15 protein-coding genes are annotated in these 18588 nt (G+C 71.2%); 3 read left to right on the top strand and 12 right to left on the bottom strand.

Translation table 11 applies throughout. From position 1 onward, the window contains the following. Positions 1 to 145 precede the first annotated feature (145 nt). Complete coding sequence (locus S1361_RS14155; RefSeq protein WP_208032209.1) at positions 146 to 310, bottom strand: hypothetical protein; 165 nt, start codon at positions 308 to 310, stop codon at positions 146 to 148. A gap of 103 nt (positions 311 to 413) precedes the next feature. On the opposite strand from S1361_RS14155, the gene S1361_RS14160 reads away from it, so the two are divergent. Continuing rightward, a complete protein-coding gene (locus S1361_RS14160) occupies positions 414 to 1499 on the top strand; it encodes a M48 family metallopeptidase (protein WP_208032210.1) in 1086 nt (361 codons plus the stop codon). A gap of 403 nt (positions 1500 to 1902) precedes the next feature. Here the strand turns inward: S1361_RS14160 and S1361_RS14165 are convergent, their stop codons facing one another. The 5 genes from S1361_RS14165 to proB form a co-directional block, all read right to left on the bottom strand. Further along, entirely contained in the window at positions 1903 to 2973 is a 1071-nt protein-coding gene (locus S1361_RS14165; protein ID WP_208032211.1) for an SCO2583 family membrane protein, read from the bottom strand. A 90-nt stretch (positions 2974 to 3063) separates the two neighbouring features. Then, on the bottom strand, positions 3064 to 3636 hold the full coding sequence (locus tag S1361_RS14170) for an SCO2584 family spore wall biosynthesis protein (RefSeq protein WP_481906718.1): 573 nt from the start codon (positions 3634 to 3636) through the stop codon (positions 3064 to 3066). A 119-nt stretch (positions 3637 to 3755) separates the two neighbouring features. Continuing rightward, on the bottom strand, positions 3756 to 5042 hold the full coding sequence (locus tag S1361_RS14175; protein ID WP_208032213.1) for a glutamate-5-semialdehyde dehydrogenase: 1287 nt from the start codon (positions 5040 to 5042) through the stop codon (positions 3756 to 3758). Positions 5043 to 5376: 334 nt separating this feature from the next. Next, the gene (locus S1361_RS14180) at positions 5377 to 5802 is read right to left on the bottom strand and encodes a hypothetical protein (RefSeq protein WP_208032214.1); all 426 of its coding nucleotides are present in this window, start codon (positions 5800 to 5802) and stop codon (positions 5377 to 5379) included. A gap of 222 nt (positions 5803 to 6024) precedes the next feature. Then, positions 6025 to 7131 (bottom strand): glutamate 5-kinase, encoded by a 1107-nt coding sequence (gene proB, locus S1361_RS14185; RefSeq protein ID WP_208036589.1) that lies wholly within the window; start codon positions 7129 to 7131, stop codon positions 6025 to 6027. A 231-nt stretch (positions 7132 to 7362) separates the two neighbouring features. Between proB and S1361_RS14190 the strand changes: the two genes are divergently transcribed. After that, positions 7363 to 8772: a polysaccharide pyruvyl transferase family protein gene (locus S1361_RS14190; RefSeq protein ID WP_208032215.1), complete on the top strand. Its 1410-nt coding sequence runs from the start codon at positions 7363 to 7365 to the stop codon at positions 8770 to 8772. A 67-nt stretch (positions 8773 to 8839) separates the two neighbouring features. On the opposite strand, the gene S1361_RS14195 is transcribed toward S1361_RS14190, so the two are convergent. The 4 genes from S1361_RS14195 to S1361_RS40045 all read right to left on the bottom strand — a co-directional run bounded on the left by S1361_RS14195 (position 8840) and on the right by S1361_RS40045 (position 14621). Then, a complete protein-coding gene (locus S1361_RS14195) occupies positions 8840 to 10012 on the bottom strand; it encodes a glycosyltransferase family 2 protein (protein ID WP_208036590.1) in 1173 nt (390 codons plus the stop codon). Positions 10013 to 10253: 241 nt separating this feature from the next. After that, entirely contained in the window at positions 10254 to 12407 is a 2154-nt protein-coding gene (locus S1361_RS14200; protein WP_243769168.1) for a CDP-glycerol glycerophosphotransferase family protein, read from the bottom strand. 159 nt (positions 12408 to 12566) lie between these two features. Next, complete coding sequence (locus tag S1361_RS14205; protein WP_208032216.1) at positions 12567 to 14063, bottom strand: bifunctional cytidylyltransferase/SDR family oxidoreductase; 1497 nt, start codon at positions 14061 to 14063, stop codon at positions 12567 to 12569. Between the two features lie 195 nt (positions 14064 to 14258). Continuing rightward, on the bottom strand, positions 14259 to 14621 hold the full coding sequence (locus tag S1361_RS40045) for a hypothetical protein (RefSeq protein WP_341829318.1): 363 nt from the start codon (positions 14619 to 14621) through the stop codon (positions 14259 to 14261). A gap of 189 nt (positions 14622 to 14810) precedes the next feature. Between S1361_RS40045 and S1361_RS40050 the strand changes: the two genes are divergently transcribed. After that, on the top strand, positions 14811 to 14948 hold the full coding sequence (locus S1361_RS40050) for a hypothetical protein (protein ID WP_341829319.1): 138 nt from the start codon (positions 14811 to 14813) through the stop codon (positions 14946 to 14948). 132 nt (positions 14949 to 15080) lie between these two features. On the opposite strand, the gene S1361_RS14215 is transcribed toward S1361_RS40050, so the two are convergent. Together S1361_RS14215 and obgE are read right to left on the bottom strand one after the other, a co-directional pair. Then, positions 15081 to 16628: an alkaline phosphatase D family protein gene (locus S1361_RS14215; protein ID WP_208032217.1), complete on the bottom strand. Its 1548-nt coding sequence runs from the start codon at positions 16626 to 16628 to the stop codon at positions 15081 to 15083. Between the two features lie 486 nt (positions 16629 to 17114). Beyond that, positions 17115 to 18563 (bottom strand): GTPase ObgE, encoded by a 1449-nt coding sequence (obgE, locus tag S1361_RS14220; RefSeq protein WP_208032218.1) that lies wholly within the window; start codon positions 18561 to 18563, stop codon positions 17115 to 17117. Between the last annotated feature and the right edge of the window lie 25 nt (positions 18564 to 18588).

The raw sequence follows: 18588 nt of genomic DNA on the forward strand, positions 1-18588 counted from the left end.
TGGGCGGGATAAAGATGTCGGCTCATCGTAAGCGGGCGGCCCCGCGGCGATCACCCCGACTCCGCCGTTGGGGCCGGAGGGTGCCGGCGGCACGGCCGCGGCGGAGATCGTCGGCCGCGCGGCGGCGGGGAACCTTCCCCGCTCGTCAGTCGTCTTTCCGCTTGTAGCCGCGCAGCAGGAACCACGCGGTCAGTACACAGCCGAGGACCATCACGATCAGCACGACGCGGAGCAGGTTTCCCGTCCCGTGCTGCTGGACGGCGCTCGCGGCGGCCTCGGTCAACCATGCGGCTGCGGGATGGTGCTCCATGGCGTGGTCTCCTTCGGGTGTACTGCCGGTCCACGGTATCTCCGCCTAGGCTGGGCCTCTCCTCGGGGGCACAGTGGGCACTCACACGCACATGGGGGAAGACATGTCCGACGACGGCCGGCAGCACACGGGGCACGAGCGGGTGCCGAGCAGGCAGCGCAGGCGCTTCCCCGGGATCTCCACGCGCGCGTACGAGCATCCGGCCGACCGCTCGGCACTGGTCGCGCTGCGCAAGCTGAGCGGGTTCGACACGGTCTTCAAGGCGCTCAGCGGGCTCCTGCCGGAGCGCAGTCTGCGGCTGCTGTTCCTGTCGGACTCGGTGCGGGTCTCCGAGCGGCAGTTCTCCCACCTGCACGACATGCTGCTGGACGCCTGTTACATCCTGGACCTGGAGAAGGTCCCGCCGATGTACGTCACGCAGGATCCCCGGCCGAACGCGATGTGCATCGGTCTGGACGAGCCGATCATCGTGGTCAGCACGGGGCTGGTGGAGCTGCTCGACGAGGAGGAGATGCGGGCGGTCGTCGGGCACGAGGTGGGGCACGCGCTCTCCGGGCACGCGGTCTACCGCACCATCCTGCTGTTCCTGACGAACCTCGCGCTGAAGGTCGCCTGGATCCCGCTGGGCAACCTCGCGGTCATGGCGATCATCACGGCGCTGCGGGAGTGGTTCCGCAAGTCGGAGCTGTCCGCCGACCGGGCGGGCCTGCTGGTCGGCCAGGACGTCCGGGCCTCGATGCGGGGCCTGATGAAGATCGCGGGCGGCAACCATCTGCACGAGATGAACGTGGACGCGTTCCTGGAGCAGGCCGAGGAGTACGAAGCCGGGGGCGATCTGCGCGACTCCGTGCTGAAGATCCTGAACGTGCTGCCGCGCTCGCACCCGTTCACCACCGTGCGGGCCGCCGAGCTGAAGAAGTGGTCCGAGTCCCGGGACTACCAGCGGCTCATGGACGGCCACTACCCGCGACGCAACGAGGACAAGGACGCCTCCGTCAGCGACTCCTTCCGCGAGTCGGCGGCCAGCTACGCCAGCGATGTGAAGGACTCCAAGGACCCGCTGATGAAGCTGGTCACGGACCTCGCGGGCGGCGCGGGCGGCCTGGGCGGCCGGGTCCGCCGAGGCTTCGACGGCTTCCGGAGCCCGCCGCCGGCCAAGGGAGACACGCCGGGCGGGGACGAGGAGTAGACGGGGAGCAGCACCGAGCCCGGACCCGACGGGCCCCGACCTGACCGGCTCACGCCGACGGATTCGGGCTCGCGTCGGCAAACTCCGGCTCGCGCCGACGGGCTCAGGCTCGGGACGACGGACTCCGGATCGGGCCGACGGACTCGGGCCCGGGTTCGCGCCGACGGGCTCGCGACTGAGCACCACGGGGTCCCGCCCCGCCCACGGCTCGCTGCCCGACACCGCCCAGCGCTCAGGCCCCGCGCCGGGGCTCCCTCCTGGGACCACCCCGCTACCCCGCACGCCCCCCGCCCAGCGCCCCCGCCGCCACCCCCACGGGCCCCCTCCGGGCACCACCCCACGCTGCCCCTGGTACCGGCGCCCTCACCGCAGCGTCCGGCACCGATCGACGCCCCGGTGCCGTTCAGATCTTCGGCTGCGCCCCGCCGGCCAGGGTGCCGCACAGGGCCGGGGCGCTGTCCGTCTCGTAGGGGTTGGTGCCCGCGGGGCCGCCTGATTTGGCGGTCTGGCCGGCCAGGAGGGGGCGGAGGTAGGCGGAGGAGTCCTCGGCGCAGGCGAGGGGGCCTGCCTGGACGTAGGAGGTGATCAGCTGGACCTGGTGGGTGCGCAGGTCGTCACGGTCGAAGTGGAAGGTGAGCGCGCGGCGGACCGTGAAGAGGGAGGCGGGGGACTCGGAGGCGGCGCCGGTGGGGCGCAGGGCGTAGACGAAGGTGTGGTCGGCGGTGACCTCCAGCGTCGTCGAGTCCGCCTCGGTGGCCTGCAGGCTGCCGGAGACGCGGATCCTGTTGTCGGCCAGCTGGGCCCGGGCGGGGTCGATGCGGACCACCCAGCCCGTGGGCACGTGCCGGCCGTCCGCCGCCGGGTGGTCGAAGCTCTGGTCGAACTGGTCGAGCTGCTCGGAGTCGACCAGGGCGCGGGCGGGCCGAACCTCGCGGCCGGTGAGCACCTCGGGGTAGAGCGAGGAGCGGACGATGTAGTCCTTGACGGTGGTGAGGGCGGTCACCACCTGGCTGTCGGAGAAGTGGGCGGTGCTGCGCGAGGCCGGCAGGGGGATGCCCTCGGCGCCGGCCTCGAACGGGGCGGCGGGACTGCGCGCGTACAGTCTCTCGGCATCGGCGGCGCCGGGCACCTTGCCCTGCGGGGCGAGCGGGATGACCGTCGTCCGCAGGAGCTCCGGGGGCCGACGGGTCTGCGGGGAGCTGTAGGGGTGGCGGACGCCCATGTAGATCGCGGTGCCGAAGGCGACGGCTATCAGCACGACGAGGATCAGGGCCTGCCGGGTGAGTCCGCGGGGCAGGGGCGGGCGGCGGCGGACGGCGGGCGCGTGGTCGGCCATCCGCTCCTTGGCGGAGAATTCCTGGAGGCGGGCAGCGCGGACGAACGACTCGTCGAAGACGACGGATCGGTATTCGTCCTCCGCACCGCCGGGGCCGCCCTCGGGTGTCCCCTCCGGTGGGTCTCCAGGCCCGCCCATACTTTCAGGGTAGGTCTCGTGGGGCTCGGGTAAACGCCCCCCTGCACGACAACTTCTGACAGGTTCTCACCAAGTTCGGGCGGGGCTCTTTCAGGGAGCGGGCGGGATGGCCGAGACGGCGGGCCGGGAGGGATCGGCGGGGGCCTGGGGAGCGGCGGTGCCGCCCTGTTCGAGGCCGGTCGAGGCGGGGGCGGGTACCCGGTCGCGGGTACCGGAGGAGCCTCCCCGGTAGACGGCGGCGAAGGCCAGGGCGACCATGCCGATGCCCATCACCACGGCGAGGACCCAGGCCACGGGCCGGTGCCAGCGGACCTGCTTGCCGTAGGGGCCGAAGGCGCCGTGGTGGTCGTCGAGGACGTAGGCGTCGTCCAGCTCGTCATCGTCACGATCTTGGCCGAATCCGGAGCCGTCGGGGCCGTAGCCGTCGTCGTAGCGCTCGCCTCGGGCGTGGGCGCGGCGGGCCTCCGCCTCGGAGGCCTCGGCTCTGGCCTGGGCGGCGGCGAGAAGGCGTTCCACCGCCGTCGGCTCGTGGATCATGGCCGCCCGTACGAAGGCCTCGTCGAAGACCACGGAGGCGAACTCTTCGTCCGACACTCCGCGGTCGTGGTCGTCGTCGGGCTCCCAGCCGTCAGGGAACGGCGTGCCCCCCATGTCCTCCGGCACGGATCCAGAGTAGACCTGGGGGTTCAATTTGGGCAGACGGTATGGAAATTCGTCTGCCTGGTGAGACGCATTCCGGCCGCGGTCCGCGGCGGCGGGACCTGCGGCCGGACGGGGGAACCTCAGCGGCGTACGTGCCCGTCGCCGGTGACGATGTACTTCGTGCTGGTCAGCTCCGGCAGGCCCATCGGGCCGCGGGCGTGCAGCTTCTGGGTGGAGATGCCGATCTCGGCACCGAAGCCGAACTGTCCGCCGTCGGTGAAGCGGGTGGAGGCGTTCACGGCGACGGTGGTGGAGTCGACCAGCTGGGTGAAGCGGCGGGCGGCCTGCTGGGAGGTGGTGACGATGGCCTCGGTGTGGCCGGAGGTCCACAGCCGGATGTGCTCGACGGCCTTGTCCAGCGAGTCCACCACCGCGGCGGCGATGTCGTAGGACAGGTACTCCGTCTCCCAGTCCTCGGCGGTCGCCTCGACCACGGTGGCCTTGGAGTCCTTGGCGTACGCCATGACCCGCTCGTCGGCGTGGACGGTGACGCCGGCCTCGGCGAGGGCGTCCAGGGCGCGCGGCAGGAACTCGGGGGCGATGTCCTGGTGGACGAGGAGGGTCTCGGCGGCGTTGCAGACGCTGACCCGCTGGGCCTTGGAGTTGATCAGAATCTCGATGGCCGTGTCGATGTCGGCCTGGGCGTCGACGTAGACGTGGCAGTTGCCGGTGCCGGTCTCGATCACGGGGACCGTGGACTCGTTGACCACGGTCTGGATCAGGGAGGCGCCGCCGCGCGGGATGAGGACGTCGACCAGGCCGCGGGCGCGCATCAGCTCGCGGACGGAGTCGCGGCTCTCGCCCGGCACCAGCTGGACGGCGTCGGCGGGCAGGCCGGCGCCGCCGACGGCGTCGCGGATCACCCGGACGAGGGCGGTGTTGGACTCGTAGGCGGAGCCCGAGCCGCGCAGCAGGACGGCGTTGCCGGACTTCAGGCAGAGGGCGGCGGCGTCGACGGTGACGTTCGGGCGGGCCTCGTAGATGATGCCGACGACGCCGAGCGGGACGCGGACCTGGCGCAGGTCGATGCCGTTGGGGAGGGTCGAGCCGCGGACGACCTCGCCGACCGGGTCGGGCAGCTTCGCGACGTCGCGGACGTCGGAGGCGATGGCGCGGACCCGCTCGGGGGTGAGGGTGAGCCGGTCGACGATGGCCTCGCTGGTGCCGTTCTCCCGGGCCTTGGCCACGTCCTTGGCGTTGGCCTCGACGATCTCGGCGGTCCGGACCTCCAGGGCGTCGGCGATGGCGAGCAGCGCGTCGTCCTTCACGGCGCGCGGGAGCGGCGCGAGGTCGGCGGCGGCGGCCTTGGCCCGGTAGGCGGCCTGGGTGACCGGGGACATCGAGTCGTACGGCGAGAGCGTGGTCATGAGGGAAGGGTAGTGCGCGCGGCGCGGCGGTTCAGCGGTCGTCCCACACCCCGAGACACCGCAAAACGGGTGAACCCCGCCCCTCGCGTCCCCGCCGCTGTGCCCCGCGTCCGCCCGCACCCTCGGCGCCGCTCCGGTCACCGGCCCCTGCCTCTGCCCCTGCCCGTGCCCGTGCCTCTGCCTCACCGCCACCTCAGGCAACGACCCCCGAGTCTCGGTGCCGCCCGAGACCCGCGCCTCCGGCCCCACCACGCTCTCGACGCCGCCGGGCAGCCCTTCCCCCCGCTCTCGGGCAGCCCTCCCCCGCTCTCGCTCCCGCGGCCCCTCCCCCGTCTCAGAACGGGTGCACCCCCACCGGAGTCGCCGGTGCGGGACCGTAGCCCTCGGCGATGCGGTAGTGGTAGGTCTCGCGGTCGATGACCTCCAGGCCGACGATCTCCCAGGGCGGCAGGCCGGCGCTCTGCCGGTGCTCGCCCCACAGGCGCAGCGCCACGGCGGCGGCGTCGTGCAGGTCGCGGGCCTCCTCCCAGTACCGGATCTCGGCGTGGTCGGTCGCGTATCTGCTGGTCAGCAGGAAGGGGTGGTCGTGGGCGAGCTGTTCCAGGGCCCGCCGCAGCTCGGGCAGGGGGACCTTCTCCCCGGAGACGCTGAGGGTGACGTGCCACAGCCTGGGCAGGTCCTCGGGCTCCTCATAGGTGTCCCCGGCCGCGACGCTCGTCAGAGCACCGCGGGACGCCGTCCCAGGGCGCACTCGTCTCACGACGGCCTCCTTCACGCATGGCTCGCATGCCTCGCCGGACGCGCATGCCTCGCCCGCCTCGCATGCCTTCGTATGACTCGCTCGGCCTCTTGACGGACGTGTCCCTTCAACATGCCCCCTGAGAAAGTTGAGCAGGCCGCAGGGCTCCGCGTGGTGGTTTTACGGAACGTCCCCCACCGGGGGCGCTCACCACGCCCTGTTTTACGAGCTGTTTTGCGAGAGTCAGGCGTGCAGGAGCACGAGGTCGTCCCTGTGTACGACCTCGCGTTCGTACGCGGGGCCCAGCTCGCGCGCCAGCTCCCGGGTCGACCGTCCGATCAGCCGGGGAATCTCCTTGGCGTCGAAGTTGACGAGTCCGCGAGCCACCGCGCGGCCGGTGGCGTCCCGCAGTTCGACGGGGTCGCCGGCGCTGAACTCGCCCTCCACGGCGGCGATTCCGGCGGGCAGCAGCGACTTGCGCCGCTTCACCACCGCGTCCACCGCGCCGTCGTCCAGGGTCAGGGCGCCTTGCGGGGTGGAGGCGTGCTGGAGCCAGAGGAGCCGGTCGGCGGAGCGCTTGCCGGCGGGGTGGAAGTAGGTGCCGGTGTCGCCGCCGGCCAGGGCCTCCGCCGCGTGGACGGCGCTGGTCAGCACCACCGGGATGCCGGCGGCGGCGGCGATCCTGGCGGCCTCCACCTTGGTGACCATGCCGCCGGTGCCGACGCCGGCCTTGCCCGCGCTGCCGATCTCGACGCCGGCGAGGTCCTCCGGCCCGCGCACCTCCGCTATCCGCGAGGTGCCGGGCTTGCCGGGGTCGCCGTCGTAGACGCCGTCGACGTCGGAGAGGAGGACGAGCAGGTCGGCGTGGACGAGGTGGGCGACGAGGGCGGCGAGGCGGTCGTTGTCGCCGAAGCGGATCTCGTCGGTGGCGACGGTGTCGTTCTCGTTGACGATCGGGAAGGCACCCATCGCGAGCAGCTTGTCGAGGGTGCGGGAGGCGTTGCGGTGGTGGGCGCGGCGGCTCATGTCGTCGCTGGTGAGCAGGACTTGGCCGACGCGGACGCCGTAGCGGGCGAAGGAGGCGGTGTAACGGGCGACGAGCAGGCCCTGGCCGACGCTGGCGGCGGCCTGCTGGCGGGCCAGGTCCTTGGGGCGGCGGCGCAGGCCGAGCGGCGCGAGGCCGGCGGCGATGGCGCCGGAGGAGACGAGCAGGATCTCCTTCTCGCCGCCACTGCGGATCTTGGCGAGGACGTCGACGAGTGCGTCGACGCGGTCGGCGTCCAGGCCGCCCGCGGCGGTGGTCAGCGAGGAGGAACCCACCTTGACGACGATCCTGCGGGCCTCGCCCACGGCCTGCCTTGCCCTTGCCACCTTGCTCGGTCCCCTCGCACGTTGCCGGCTGCCTCTCCGGCAATCTACGCGAAGCGGATCGGGTGGTGCGCACCGGTCCAGGTCCCGGACAGGCGGAGCGTAGCCGTTCGCTCACCATTTGCGTACGGCAAAAAGTTTGTGTTGGTTGCTTGTAGAAATTAAACCTCTTCCCAACATAAGTTGAAGTTTGTGTCACCTACTGTTCCCCCTGTGAAGCGCATTCTGCTGCGCTCGGGCAAGAGCCCGTACGACGTCCTCTCCGTCGAGGAAGCCCTCCACCGGGACGTCATCGCGACCAACGCCGGCAACCTGATCTTCAGCGACGCGGCGCACAAGATCCTCGAGACGCCTGGGACCGAGGTCGTCTCCAACGGCATCGGCACGGACGTGACCGCGGCGGCCCGCATCAACGAGGAGTACGACGCGTTCGTCGTGCCGCTGGCCAACGCCTTCCGGCCGTCGTTCGAGAGCCGGCTGAAGCGGATGACCCGGCTGATCGGCAAGCTGCGGATCCCCGTGGTGGTCCTGGGCGTCGGCGCGCAGACGGGGCTGGGCTACGACCCGGCGCGGCTGAAGCCGATGGAGCAGTCCGTGCGCGAGTTCTGCGCGGCGGTGCTGGAGCGCAGCGCCTCGATCGGGGTGCGGGGCGAGTTCACCGAGCAGTACCTGCGGGACATGGGCTTCCGGGACGTCGAGGTCATCGGCTGCCCGTCGATGTTCCTCCACGGCCGTGAGCTGGACGTGCGCAAGAAGGTACCGGAACTGAGCGCGGACGCGCGGATCGCGGTGAACGGTTCGCACAGCGCGGTGCAGAGGCAGGGCCTGGACCGGATCATCACCCGGACCCACGCCCGCTACCCGAACCTGTGCTTCGTCGGCCAGAACATCAGCGACGCACGGCAGTTGCACTGGCGGGACCTCACGGACCCGAACGCCCGCGTGACGGCGATGCCGACGCACCCGGACCACCCGATGTACCGGGAGGGCAAGGTGCGGGTGTACGTCGACCCGGTCACCTGGATCGACGACCTGCGGTCCTTCGACTTCTCCTTCGGCTCCCGCATCCACGGCAACATCGCCGCGCTGCTCGCGGGGACGCCCGCGACGGTGCTGTGCGGGGACTCTCGCACGCTGGAGCTGTGCCGCTACTTCGAGATCCCGCACCTGCGGCTGGACCAGGCCGCGAAGGACCCGGAGGCTGCGGATCCGGCCCGGTTGTACGCGCAGGCGGACCTGGGCGGGCTGGTCGGGGGCCACGCGGAGCGCTTCGACCGGTTCGTGCGGTTCCTGGACAAGAACGGACTGCAGAACACCTTCACGCACGGCGACGGCGGGGCGGCCTTCGACGAGAGGATGCGCGCGCTGTCGTTCCCGCCGGGCATCCGGCCGTGGAACGACACCGATCTCGCCTCGCTCAGCAGCCGGTTCGGCTGGCTGCACAGCCAGGTGACGGTACTGACCCAGGACAACGCCCAGTTGCGGCGGGAACTGGCGAAGGCACAGAAGGCGAAGGCACAGAAGGCCACGGCGGTACCGGCCCCGGCCACGTCCGTCTACCGGCGCGCGCGACGCGTGGTGGGCAGGCCCCTGCGCCGCGCGTTGCAGTCGGGCAAGCAGTAGCCTGCGGCGGAACACGGGGCCCCGGGCGCAGCGGCTCGGGGCCCGGTCGTCGTACCCGGGCGGCCGCTCAGGCCGCCGCCGCGCCGAAGCGCTTGCGCGGCAGCACCCGTCGCAGGATCCGCCGTGCCTTGCGCAGGGCGCGGCGCGGGACGGAGTTGGCGACCGCCTCGCGGTAGCCCTCGAAGGCGCGGGCCTCGCGGGGGTCGGCGAGGTAGATCTCGTCGGGGATGCGGGCCGTTCTGGACCGGAAGTGCGGGTAGATCAGGTACAGGCGGGTGCCGCGCTTCTCCAGCACGGCCGCGGCCTGCTTCTTCGCCTTGACGAACTTGACGACGTCCAGCAGCAGGTCGGCGCGCTGCATGGCGACCAGGTGCAGCCTCAGCCGCTCGTGCACCTTCAGGCGGCGGGCCACCCCGGGCGTCCAGTAGGCGTCCATCAGCGGCTTGGCCAGCTCGAACTTGTGCCGGCGGACCTCTTCGCTGTCGGTGAGGAACTTGGGCCCGAACTGCGGCAGCAGCGTGATGAGGAAGGGGCGGACCATGAGCAGGTCGCGCTTGTCGCCGGCCGGGACCATGTCGGCGATCAGCTTCATGAGGGCGCGCGCGGAGTCGAAGCGCAGGGTGTAGCTGCCGCTCTTGGTGACGTGCTTGCCGTCGTCGCGGCCGACCAGGTAGTAGCAGGTGTAGTCGGCGAGCACGGAGACGCCGTCCGCGCGCAGGTAGGCCTCCAGCGTGAACAGGGCGTCCTCGCCGGTGAACAGCGATTCGTCGAACCGCATGCCGTGCTGCTCCAGCAGGGAACGGCGGAACAGCTTCTGCGCGCTGAGCGTGAACTTGATGTTCGAGGTGAAGACGTCGGCCCGGTCGAGGTTCTTGCCCCACATGGACTTGGGCGCCGTGCGGTTGACGCCCTCGACCCGGCCGAGGACGACGTCCGTGCCGTTCTTGTCGGCCATGGCGACCATGCGTTCCAGGGCCTCGGGGCCGAGCCGGTCGTCGGCGTCGAGGAAGAAGACGAAGCGTCCGGTGGCCTTGCCCAGGCCGACGTTGCGCGGGCCGCTGGGGCCGCCGGAGTTCTCCTGACGGATGACGGTGACCTGCATGGGGGCGCGGGCGGCGAACTCCTCCAGGCACTCGCCCGTGCCGTCGGTCGAGCCGTCGTCGACCGCGATGACCTCCAGGCGCGCCGGGTCGATGGTCTGCGCCTCGACGGATGCCAGGCACTCGACCACGTACGGCATCGCTTCGTACGCCCCGATGATCACGCTCACATCAGGCTGCGTCACGACGGTCACTCTTCCCCCTAGTCACGGACTGTTTCCCCCCGTATCACCTCAATCGCAAGGTGTTAGACGGACTACCGGTGGAAGCGGTTGCCTCGCGGAAGACAAAGAGTGGCACATGTCACACACCTGCCCGGATTGAGGCAGAGAAAGGGCCCCCGAGGAGTGATCCTCGGGGGCCCGATGCACGCCGGGGCGGTCAGCCCGCGGTGACGCCGTCCGTCTCGCCGGCCGACGCGGCGCGCTGGCCCGGCACCGCGTTGGTCAGCTCGGCCGTCTCGGCGGGGTCGGCGTTGGTCAGCTCGGCCGTCTCGGCCGGGTCGGCGTTCGCCGCGCCCAGCCGGGACTGCTGGCCGACGTTGCGGGCCTCGGCCTTGAGGGCGAGGTCGGCGACCGCGGCGTTGAACTGGTCGATCGACGTCGGCTCGTCCGGCCCGAGCAGGTACTGCTTCAGCTCCTTGCGGTCCTCCGCCAGCGGGTCGCTCGCCGGGTCGCGCACGGCGTCCAGCAGGCCGCCCAGCTCGGCCGCGCTGTTGGTCAGGATCACTGCGGCGCGCACGGCCGTGTTCTGCCGCTTGAACTCCTCGGCGCCCAGCTCGCCGGAGTCGGTGACGGCGTACGGCTTGCCGCTCGCGATGAAGTCGGAGACCACGGAGGAGATGTCGGAGACCATCGCGTCGGAGACGTTGAAGCAGTCGTACAGGCGCGGCTCGGCGCCCGTGATGACGCGGTGCTCGTACGAGGGGAAGGAGCGCCAGTAGGCCTCGTTCCACTCGGCGCGCAGCCGGGCGATCTCCTCGTGCCGGTGCACGTCCACGACGCCGTCGCGGGTGGCCTCGGCCTCGTCGCCCTTGGTGCCGCCGGCGACGGTCAGCTCGTCCAGCCGGGCCTCGATGCGGGCCAGCTCGGCCTTGGCCTGCTCCATGGCGGCACTGTCGGCGGTGAACCGGGAGTCGGCGGCGCGCTCGGCGGCGGCCTTCTCGACCAGGGCGGTGATGCGCTGGTGGGCGGCCTTGGCGTCCCTGCTGACGGTGCCGGTGAACGGGTGCGGCTTGTACAGGACACGGACCGGCGGGTCGGCCGCGACCAGCTTCTTCACGATGTTCTCGCCGGCGAGCACGATCGAGGTGTTGCCGGGGTTGCCGTCCCAGCCCTCCCAGGTGGGCGCGTACAGCACAGTCGGGATGCGGCCCTCGGGCACGCCCTGCCAGCCCTGGATGGGGGCGAGCTGCGGGCGGCCGACCTCCACGATGTCCTCGTCGCGGACGCCGACGTCGGCGATGGCGTACCGGTCGCGGCCGGCCCGGCCGGCGGTCCACACCTCGTCGTACACCTTGCTGTACGGGTTGACGCTGGCCAGCTTGTCGCTGTCGCCGTGGCCGATGAAGACGTGCTTCATGGTGGGCACGCGCAGCAGGTGGATGTTCTTGCCGACGTTGGCCGCGTACAGGGCGACCCGCACGGTGGACAGGTCCAGGTTCATCAGGTGCACCCCTCCGGGCACGCAGATGACGGGGACCGTGGTCGGCGCGAGGTTGCCGAGGATGACGCGCTCGCGGAGGATGATCAGCGGCCGGGTCTGCAGCTGCTCCATCGTCTCCAGCCACATGTTGACCTGGTACGCGGAGTCCTTGGAGCCGGAGAAGTACAGGACCGTCTCGGGCTTGTAGGAGGCCAGCCAGTCGTCGACGGCGGCGAGGACGGTCTCGGCCTTCGGCGGGATCCGGCGGCCGCGCACGTACGGCAGGAGGCGCAGGATGTACCCGGTGCCCGCACCGACGGTGAGACCGATGCCGAGGAAGCCGAACCCGGCCGAGCCCAGCTGCGCGGAGACGAGGATGCCGACGACCGCGAACAGGTCGAGGTGAAGCATCTTCTCCGCGGAGCGGTGCAGCAGCCCGCGCGGCGGGGCGTCCGGGATGCGGATGCGGGACTTCAGGTCGATGTTGCGGGTGGCGACCGGCATCCGGCGCCGGTTGCGGATCAGGGTGACCAGGGCGCCGTGCGGGGCCTGGAGGCCGTAGAAGGCGATGAAGCAGGCGACCGCTCCGTAGAAGATCAGGTCGTCCGAGAGGGACAGGCGGGCCAGCAGCAGGATCAGCAGCAGCTGGCGGATCAGGAAGCGGATCGACAGGCCCGCCCGGACCTTGCTGAGGCGGTTGATCAGGTAGCTGCCCTTGCGGTGCAGATAGTGGTCCGCCAGGTACGTCACGGCGGCCAGGGCCGCGAAGACGGGAACGCTCGGGACGAGCGCGGCCAGCATGAGCGCCGGGAAGCCCAGCATCACGAGGGCCGCAGCGGCCAGCTCGGCCGCGCTGCCCACCCGGGCGACGCGAATAGCGGTGGATATCACGGAGAAACCTGCTCTGGGAGGGGGGAGTGCCGGTTTTGTTCAGGAATGCCGGGAGAGGTGGGTAATTCCTGTGGGGTACGGATACAGGCCTCTGCGAATACCCGGTGAACGAGTACCCGCAGAGGCCTGAATTCCCAAAAGCTTAATTACCCCTGATTATTACACGCCGTCCTGACGGTCAAGCACGCTGGCCAGCGCCTGCTCGAAGCCGGAGGCCCTGGCGGCTCCCGCGGTCGGGTCCTGCTGGCGGACGTCGATGACGTGCCCGGTCAGCTCGGACAGCAGCACGTCCAGGGAGGTACGGGCCACGGCCTCGGAGGAGAGCAGGGAGCCCGACGGCTCCTGGCCGAAGGCCTTGGTGCGCATCGGGGTGGCGGTGCGCTCGGGGTTGATGCAGTTGACCCGGATGCCGTCGCCGGCCCACTCGTCGGACAGCGCCTGGGTGAGGTTCACCATGGCGGCCTTGGTGGAGGAGTACAGGGAGTACTCGGCGCGGCCGCGGGTGTAGCTGCTGGAGGTGTAGAGCAGCAGCTGGCCCTTGGTCTCGGCGAGGTACTTGTAGGAGGAGCGCGCGATCTGCACCGGGGCCAGGTAGTTGACCTTCAGCGCCTCCTCGATCGTGGCGTTGTCGGTCTCGGCGAGCTTGCCGATGCGCAGCACGCCCGCGGTGTTGACGACGTAGTCGATCCGGCCGGTCTCCGCGTACGCCTTGGACAGCGCGTCGTCGACCTCCTCCGGGTTCTCCACGTGGGTGCCGGTGGTGGAGCGGCCCAGCGCGTAGACGTTGGCGCCGTAGGACCCGGCGAGTTCGGCGATGTCCTTGCCGATGCCGTAGGAGCCGCCGAAGATGACGACGGTCTTGCCGGTGAGGAGTTCGCGGTAGGCCTCCTCGCCGTTCTGCTCGGGCGCGGCGGTGGAGGCGAGCTGGAACAGCTTGTCGGCGATGAAGACGTCGACCGGCTGGGTCACCTTCATGTTGTACTCGTCACCCGCGACGACGTGGATCGGCACGTCCGGCAGGTACTTGAGGACCACCGAGCAGTCGTCCGTGGCCTGGAAGTTGGGGTCGCCGGCGGCGACGTCGTAGGCGCGGCGGATGGTGGACAGCTTGAAGGCCTGCGGGGTCTGGCCGCGGCGCAGCCGGGAGCGGTCCGGGATCTCGGTGATGAACTCGCCGTCCTCGCCGTGCGTGCGCGTGACGATGATGGTGTCGGCGGACGGGATGGCGACGTCCACGGCCTGGTAGCGCTCCAGCGCGGCCACGCAGTCGTCGATGACGCGCTGCGAGAGCAGCGGGCGTACGGCGTCGTGGAAGAGGACGTTGAGGTCCTCGCCCTCGGCCAGGCCCTCCCGAAGCGCGGAGATGGCGCGCTCGGTGGTCTCGTTCCGCGTCGAACCGCCTTCGATGATCTTCTTCACCTTGGTGAAGCCCGCCTTGGCGACGATCTTCTCGACGTCCGGCACATAGCCCGGCGCCATCAGCACGATGACGTCGTCGATCGAGTCGGCCTTCTCGAAGGTGGTCAGGGTGTGCTCGATGACGGCCTTCCCGGCGATCTTCAGCAGCTGCTTGGGGATCGACAGACCCACCCGCTGACCGGTGCCACCGGCCAGGATCACTGCGGTGGTACGGGGCTTGGCTATGTGCTGGGACACAGGTGACCTACCTTGGGGCGACAGGGAACCGTGAAATGGTCCCACTTCCGGTAACCGCAGTGCAAGGTGAGTGACCTCCGTTGCATATGCGCGCGCAACCTGTCATTCACCTAGCACTCCCGGTGATTGGCGGGGGGCCGCGTGAACGCCCGTGAATTTGCTGTGAGTAAGTCCACAGGTGTCCGTGAACGGGCTTCACCGCCGCCGCGGCCGCTTCGGACAGCGGTGCCCGAGTACCCGCGGGAGTTCCTTCGACGGCGTCCGGTGCACCCTGGGCGCAGGGGTCGCGGAGGCCGCCGCGGCCGGCGCTCCGTACAGCGCCCGGGCCGCGGCTTCCGGCACGATCCGGGGCTCCGCTGGGCCCTGTTGATCAGGCACCTCCGCCTGCGCCGGCCGCTCGGGCACGGCGGACAGCAGCGCCGGATCACCGAGGACGCGGAGGCCCGGCGCGGCGATCCGCTCCGCCGCCCCGGCACCGGTCGCGGCGGCCGCCTCGACCGCCCGGCGCGGCGCCGGGATCTTCACGTCCCGGTGCGTGGGGCTGCACGTGTTCTTCATATGCGGCACGGCACCGTTGCGGACGAGCCGGGAATACAGCTCGTCCGGCGGCCCATTGCCGCGGAATTCGACATCAAGATTCCGCAGCATTTCGGTCTCGGCCAGGGTGAGTGACCGATTGACGGTGTCCGGAACCGGCTGCAGAAGATTCTCCGCCGGCCCGAGCGGCGCACCGAGGTGCCGCTGCCGGTGGCCGGCACCTGCTCCGGCAACCGGGTCCGGTGCCGGCCGGTGGGCGCGGTGTCGCCCGTCATCGCGGGCCGGGCGCAGGCGGCGCGGACGGCCTCCCTCGGCTACCGTGTGTGCGCGGAGAACTCCAAGCCGTAGGCGGCAGTCGTTCCCTGGCGGTGAAGAGGCCGCCCTGGAGGGGCCCGCACAAGCCGGGTGCCTGCGGTCAGGGGCGCGAGCGCAGGCGCCGGGAGGAGCCTGGGACCCGGGTGAGTCCCAGGCTCGCGGACGTCACACCAGCCGGACGCCCGGCTCGTCCGACTCCACCCGCAGCCGGGCCAGGGTGCTCGCCGTCGCCTGGGGCTTCAGCACCGTGTCGACGGCCCGGACCCGCGCGTCGATGCCGTCGCGGCGGATGTCGAACAGGTGGTAGCCGCGGTGGGCGTCGATGAACTTCCAGTGCGGGTTGTCCGCCATCAGCGGGTCCCACTGCCGGTGGAAGGCGTCCTGGTCCTGGTCGCCGCTGCTGGAGATGGAGGTGCCGACGAACTCGGCGCCGACGACGTCCGAGTCGGGGTCGGCGTAGTCCGTCCTGAGGTCGCTGATCATCGTCAGGTGGCGGTCGCCGCTCAGCACGACCGGGTTGCGGATGTCGGCGAACTCCTCCAGCAGGGCGTTGCGTTCGGCCTGGTAGCCGTCCCAGGCGTCGTAGTACCAGAGCTTGCCGTCGCCGGGCAGCAGGTCGGTCTCGGCCATCATGATCTGCGAGGCGATGAGGTTCCAGCGGGCCGGGGAGTCGTACAGCCCGTCGAGCAGCCACTGCTTCTGCTCGGCGCCGAGCATGGTCTGCGTCGGCGCCTCGGCGCCCTCCTGCGTGGTGGCCTGGTCGCTGCGGTACTGCCGGGTGTCGAGGACGTTGAGCCGGGCCAGCCGGCCGAACTCCAGGCGGCGGTACATCTGGATGTGCGGACCCGTGGGGATCGCCGTGGCACGCACCGGCATGTGTTCGTAGTACGCCTGGAAGGCCGCCGCCAGCCGGGCCACGAACTTGTCGTGCGGCTGCTTGTCGGGGTCCTGCGGGATCTCGCCGGCCCAGTCGTTGTCCACCTCGTGGTCGTCGAAGGTGACCACCCAGGGGGCGTTCGCGTGCATCGCGGCGAGGTCGGGGTCGGTCTTGTACTGCGCGTACCGGTTGCGGTACTGCACGAGGGTGTACGGCTCGCCCTTGCCCTCGTGCCGCCGTACGGCCGTCGCCGAGGGCGCGGACTCGTAGATGTAGTCGCCGACGAAGAGGACGACGTCGGGATCCTGGGCGAGCATGTCGGCGTACGGCGTGAAGTAGCCGTGCTGCCAGTTCTGGCAGGAGGCGAGGGCGACGCGCAGCGAGCCGCCCCGCTGGTGCGGGTGGGGAGCGGTGCGGGTGCGGCCGGTCGGCGAGAGCTGGCCGCCGGCCCGGAAGCGGTACCAGTACGGGCGGTCCGGGCGCAGGCCGCGGACGTCCACGTGGACGCTGTGGCCGAGTTCCGGGCGGGCCTCGGCGGTGCCCCGGCGGGCGGTTCTGCGGAACCGCTCGTCCTCGGCGATCTCCCAGTCCACCGGGAAGACGGCGTCGGGCATGCCGCCGCCGTTCAGCGGGTCGGGCGCGAGTCTGGTCCACAGCACGATCCCGTCGGGCAGCGGATCGCCGGAGGCGACGCCCAGGGTGAAGACGCCGTCGGGGAGCGGGGTGTCGGCGGCACGGACGGTGCCTGGCAGCCACAACTGGGCGGAGGCCGCGGCCCCGAGGACGGCGGCCCCGGCGGTCAGAAAGCGGCGGCGATCGGGCGATGGTGCGGTCATGCGCTGACTCCCTTTGCCACAGTGGCCACTTGGACAGGTCGTGTCGGACAGTCGGAAGTTCCCACGGCCGGACGGTCCGCCTGCTGAACGAAGCCCATCGCGAGCATGACAAATACGGAGACAACAGGAGATCCGTTGCGGCACGACAAAACCGTGGCGCCACAACGGATGTGACGCCAGATCGGAATCCGCCCCACCACCGGCGCCCACCGGCGCATCGCACGGTCTCCTGAGGGGCCGTCAGCCGGCTGGCGGGGTACGCGACCAGGCCTGGGCGGCGAGCGGGCCGGTCCCGGCCGCCGGGTCGCCGATTGTCCTGAAAAAGTGAATGAAAGGGAGCCGGCCGGGGAAGGCGCGGCCGAAGCCGGCGGTGACCGGCTCCTCCCGCACTACGGAAATGCGACGCGGAGAGGACCGGGGTCCTCTCCGCGTCGCACCGTCAGCACACCGCGGGTCCAGCCGCGGCCGGGCCCGTCCCGCCGGGCCCTACTCGAACGGGTCGAAGTCGTCGTACTCCCGCAGCGCCTCGTCCCGCTCCGCCTGCTTGTCCCGGCGGCGCTGCGCCGCCGGCCGGGGCGCGTCGAAGCGGTGATCCTCGCCACGGCGGCCGAGCATCTCCGCGCCGGCCATGACGGTCGGCTCCCAGTCGAAGACGACCGCGTTCTCCTCGGGGCCGATGGCGACGCCGTCGCCCGCGCGGGCGCCCGCCTTCATCAGCTCCTCCTCCACGCCGAGGCGGCCCAGCCGGTCGGCGAGGTAGCCGACGGCCTCGTCGTTGTTGAAGTCGGTCTGGCGCACCCAGCGCTCCGGCTTCTCGCCGCGCACCCGGAACAGCGGCTCGCCGCCGACCTCCTCGCGTACGACGGTGAAGCCCGCGTCGTCCACGGCCTTGGGCCGGATGACGATCCGGGTCGCCTCCTCCTTGGGCTTGGCGGCACGCGCGGCGCCGACCAGCTCGCCGAGGGCGAAGGACAGCTCGCGCAGCCCGATGTGGGCCACGGCCGACACCTCGAAGACCCGGTAGCCGCGGGCCTCCAGGTCGGGGCGGACCATCTCGGCGAGGTCCTTGCCGTCCGGCACGTCCACCTTGTTCAGGACGACGATCCGGGGACGGTTGTCGAGCCCGCCGTACTGCCGCAGCTCCTCCTCGATGATGTCGAGGTCGGAGACCGGGTCGCGGTCGGACTCCAGCGTCGCCGTGTCCAGCACGTGCACCAGCACGCTGCACCGCTCCACGTGCCGCAGGAACTCCAGGCCCAGGCCCTTGCCCTGGCTGGCGCCCGGGATCAGACCGGGCACGTCGGCGATGGTGTAGACGGTGGAGCCGGCGGTCACCACGCCCAGGTTGGGCACCAGGGTGGTGAACGGGTAGTCGGCGATCTTCGGCTTGGCCGCGCTCAGCACGGAGATGAGCGAGGACTTGCCGGCGCTCGGGTAGCCGACGAGGGCCACGTCGGCGACGGTCTTCAGCTCCAGGACGATGTCCTGGACGTCCCCGGGCTCGCCCAGCAGCGCGAAGCCGGGCGCCTTGCGCCGGGCGGAGGCCAGCGCCGCGTTGCCGAGGCCGCCCCGGCCGCCCTGCGCGGCGATGAACGACGTGCCGTGGCCGACCAGGTCGGCGAGCACGTTGCCCGCCTTGTCCAGGACGACCGTGCCGTCCGGCACCGGCAGGACCAGGTCCTGGCCGTCCTTGCCGGAGCGGTTGCCGCCCTCGCCGGGCTTGCCGTTGGTGGCCTTGCGGTGCGGGGAGTGGTGGTAGTCCAGCAGCGTCGTGACCGACTGGTCGACGGTCAGGATGACGTCTCCGCCCCGGCCGCCGTTGCCGCCGTCGGGGCCGCCGAGCGGCTTGAACTTCTCACGGTGGACGGAGGCACAGCCGTGGCCTCCGTTACCCGCGGCGACATGCAGCTCGACGCGGTCCACGAAGGTGGTCATGGTTCGGTGCCTCCTGGGGGTCCCC

Origin of the sequence: Streptomyces cyanogenus (assembly GCF_017526105.1) — a bacterium.
In the GTDB taxonomy this organism is placed as follows: Bacteria; Actinomycetota; Actinomycetes; order Streptomycetales; family Streptomycetaceae; genus Streptomyces; species Streptomyces cyanogenus.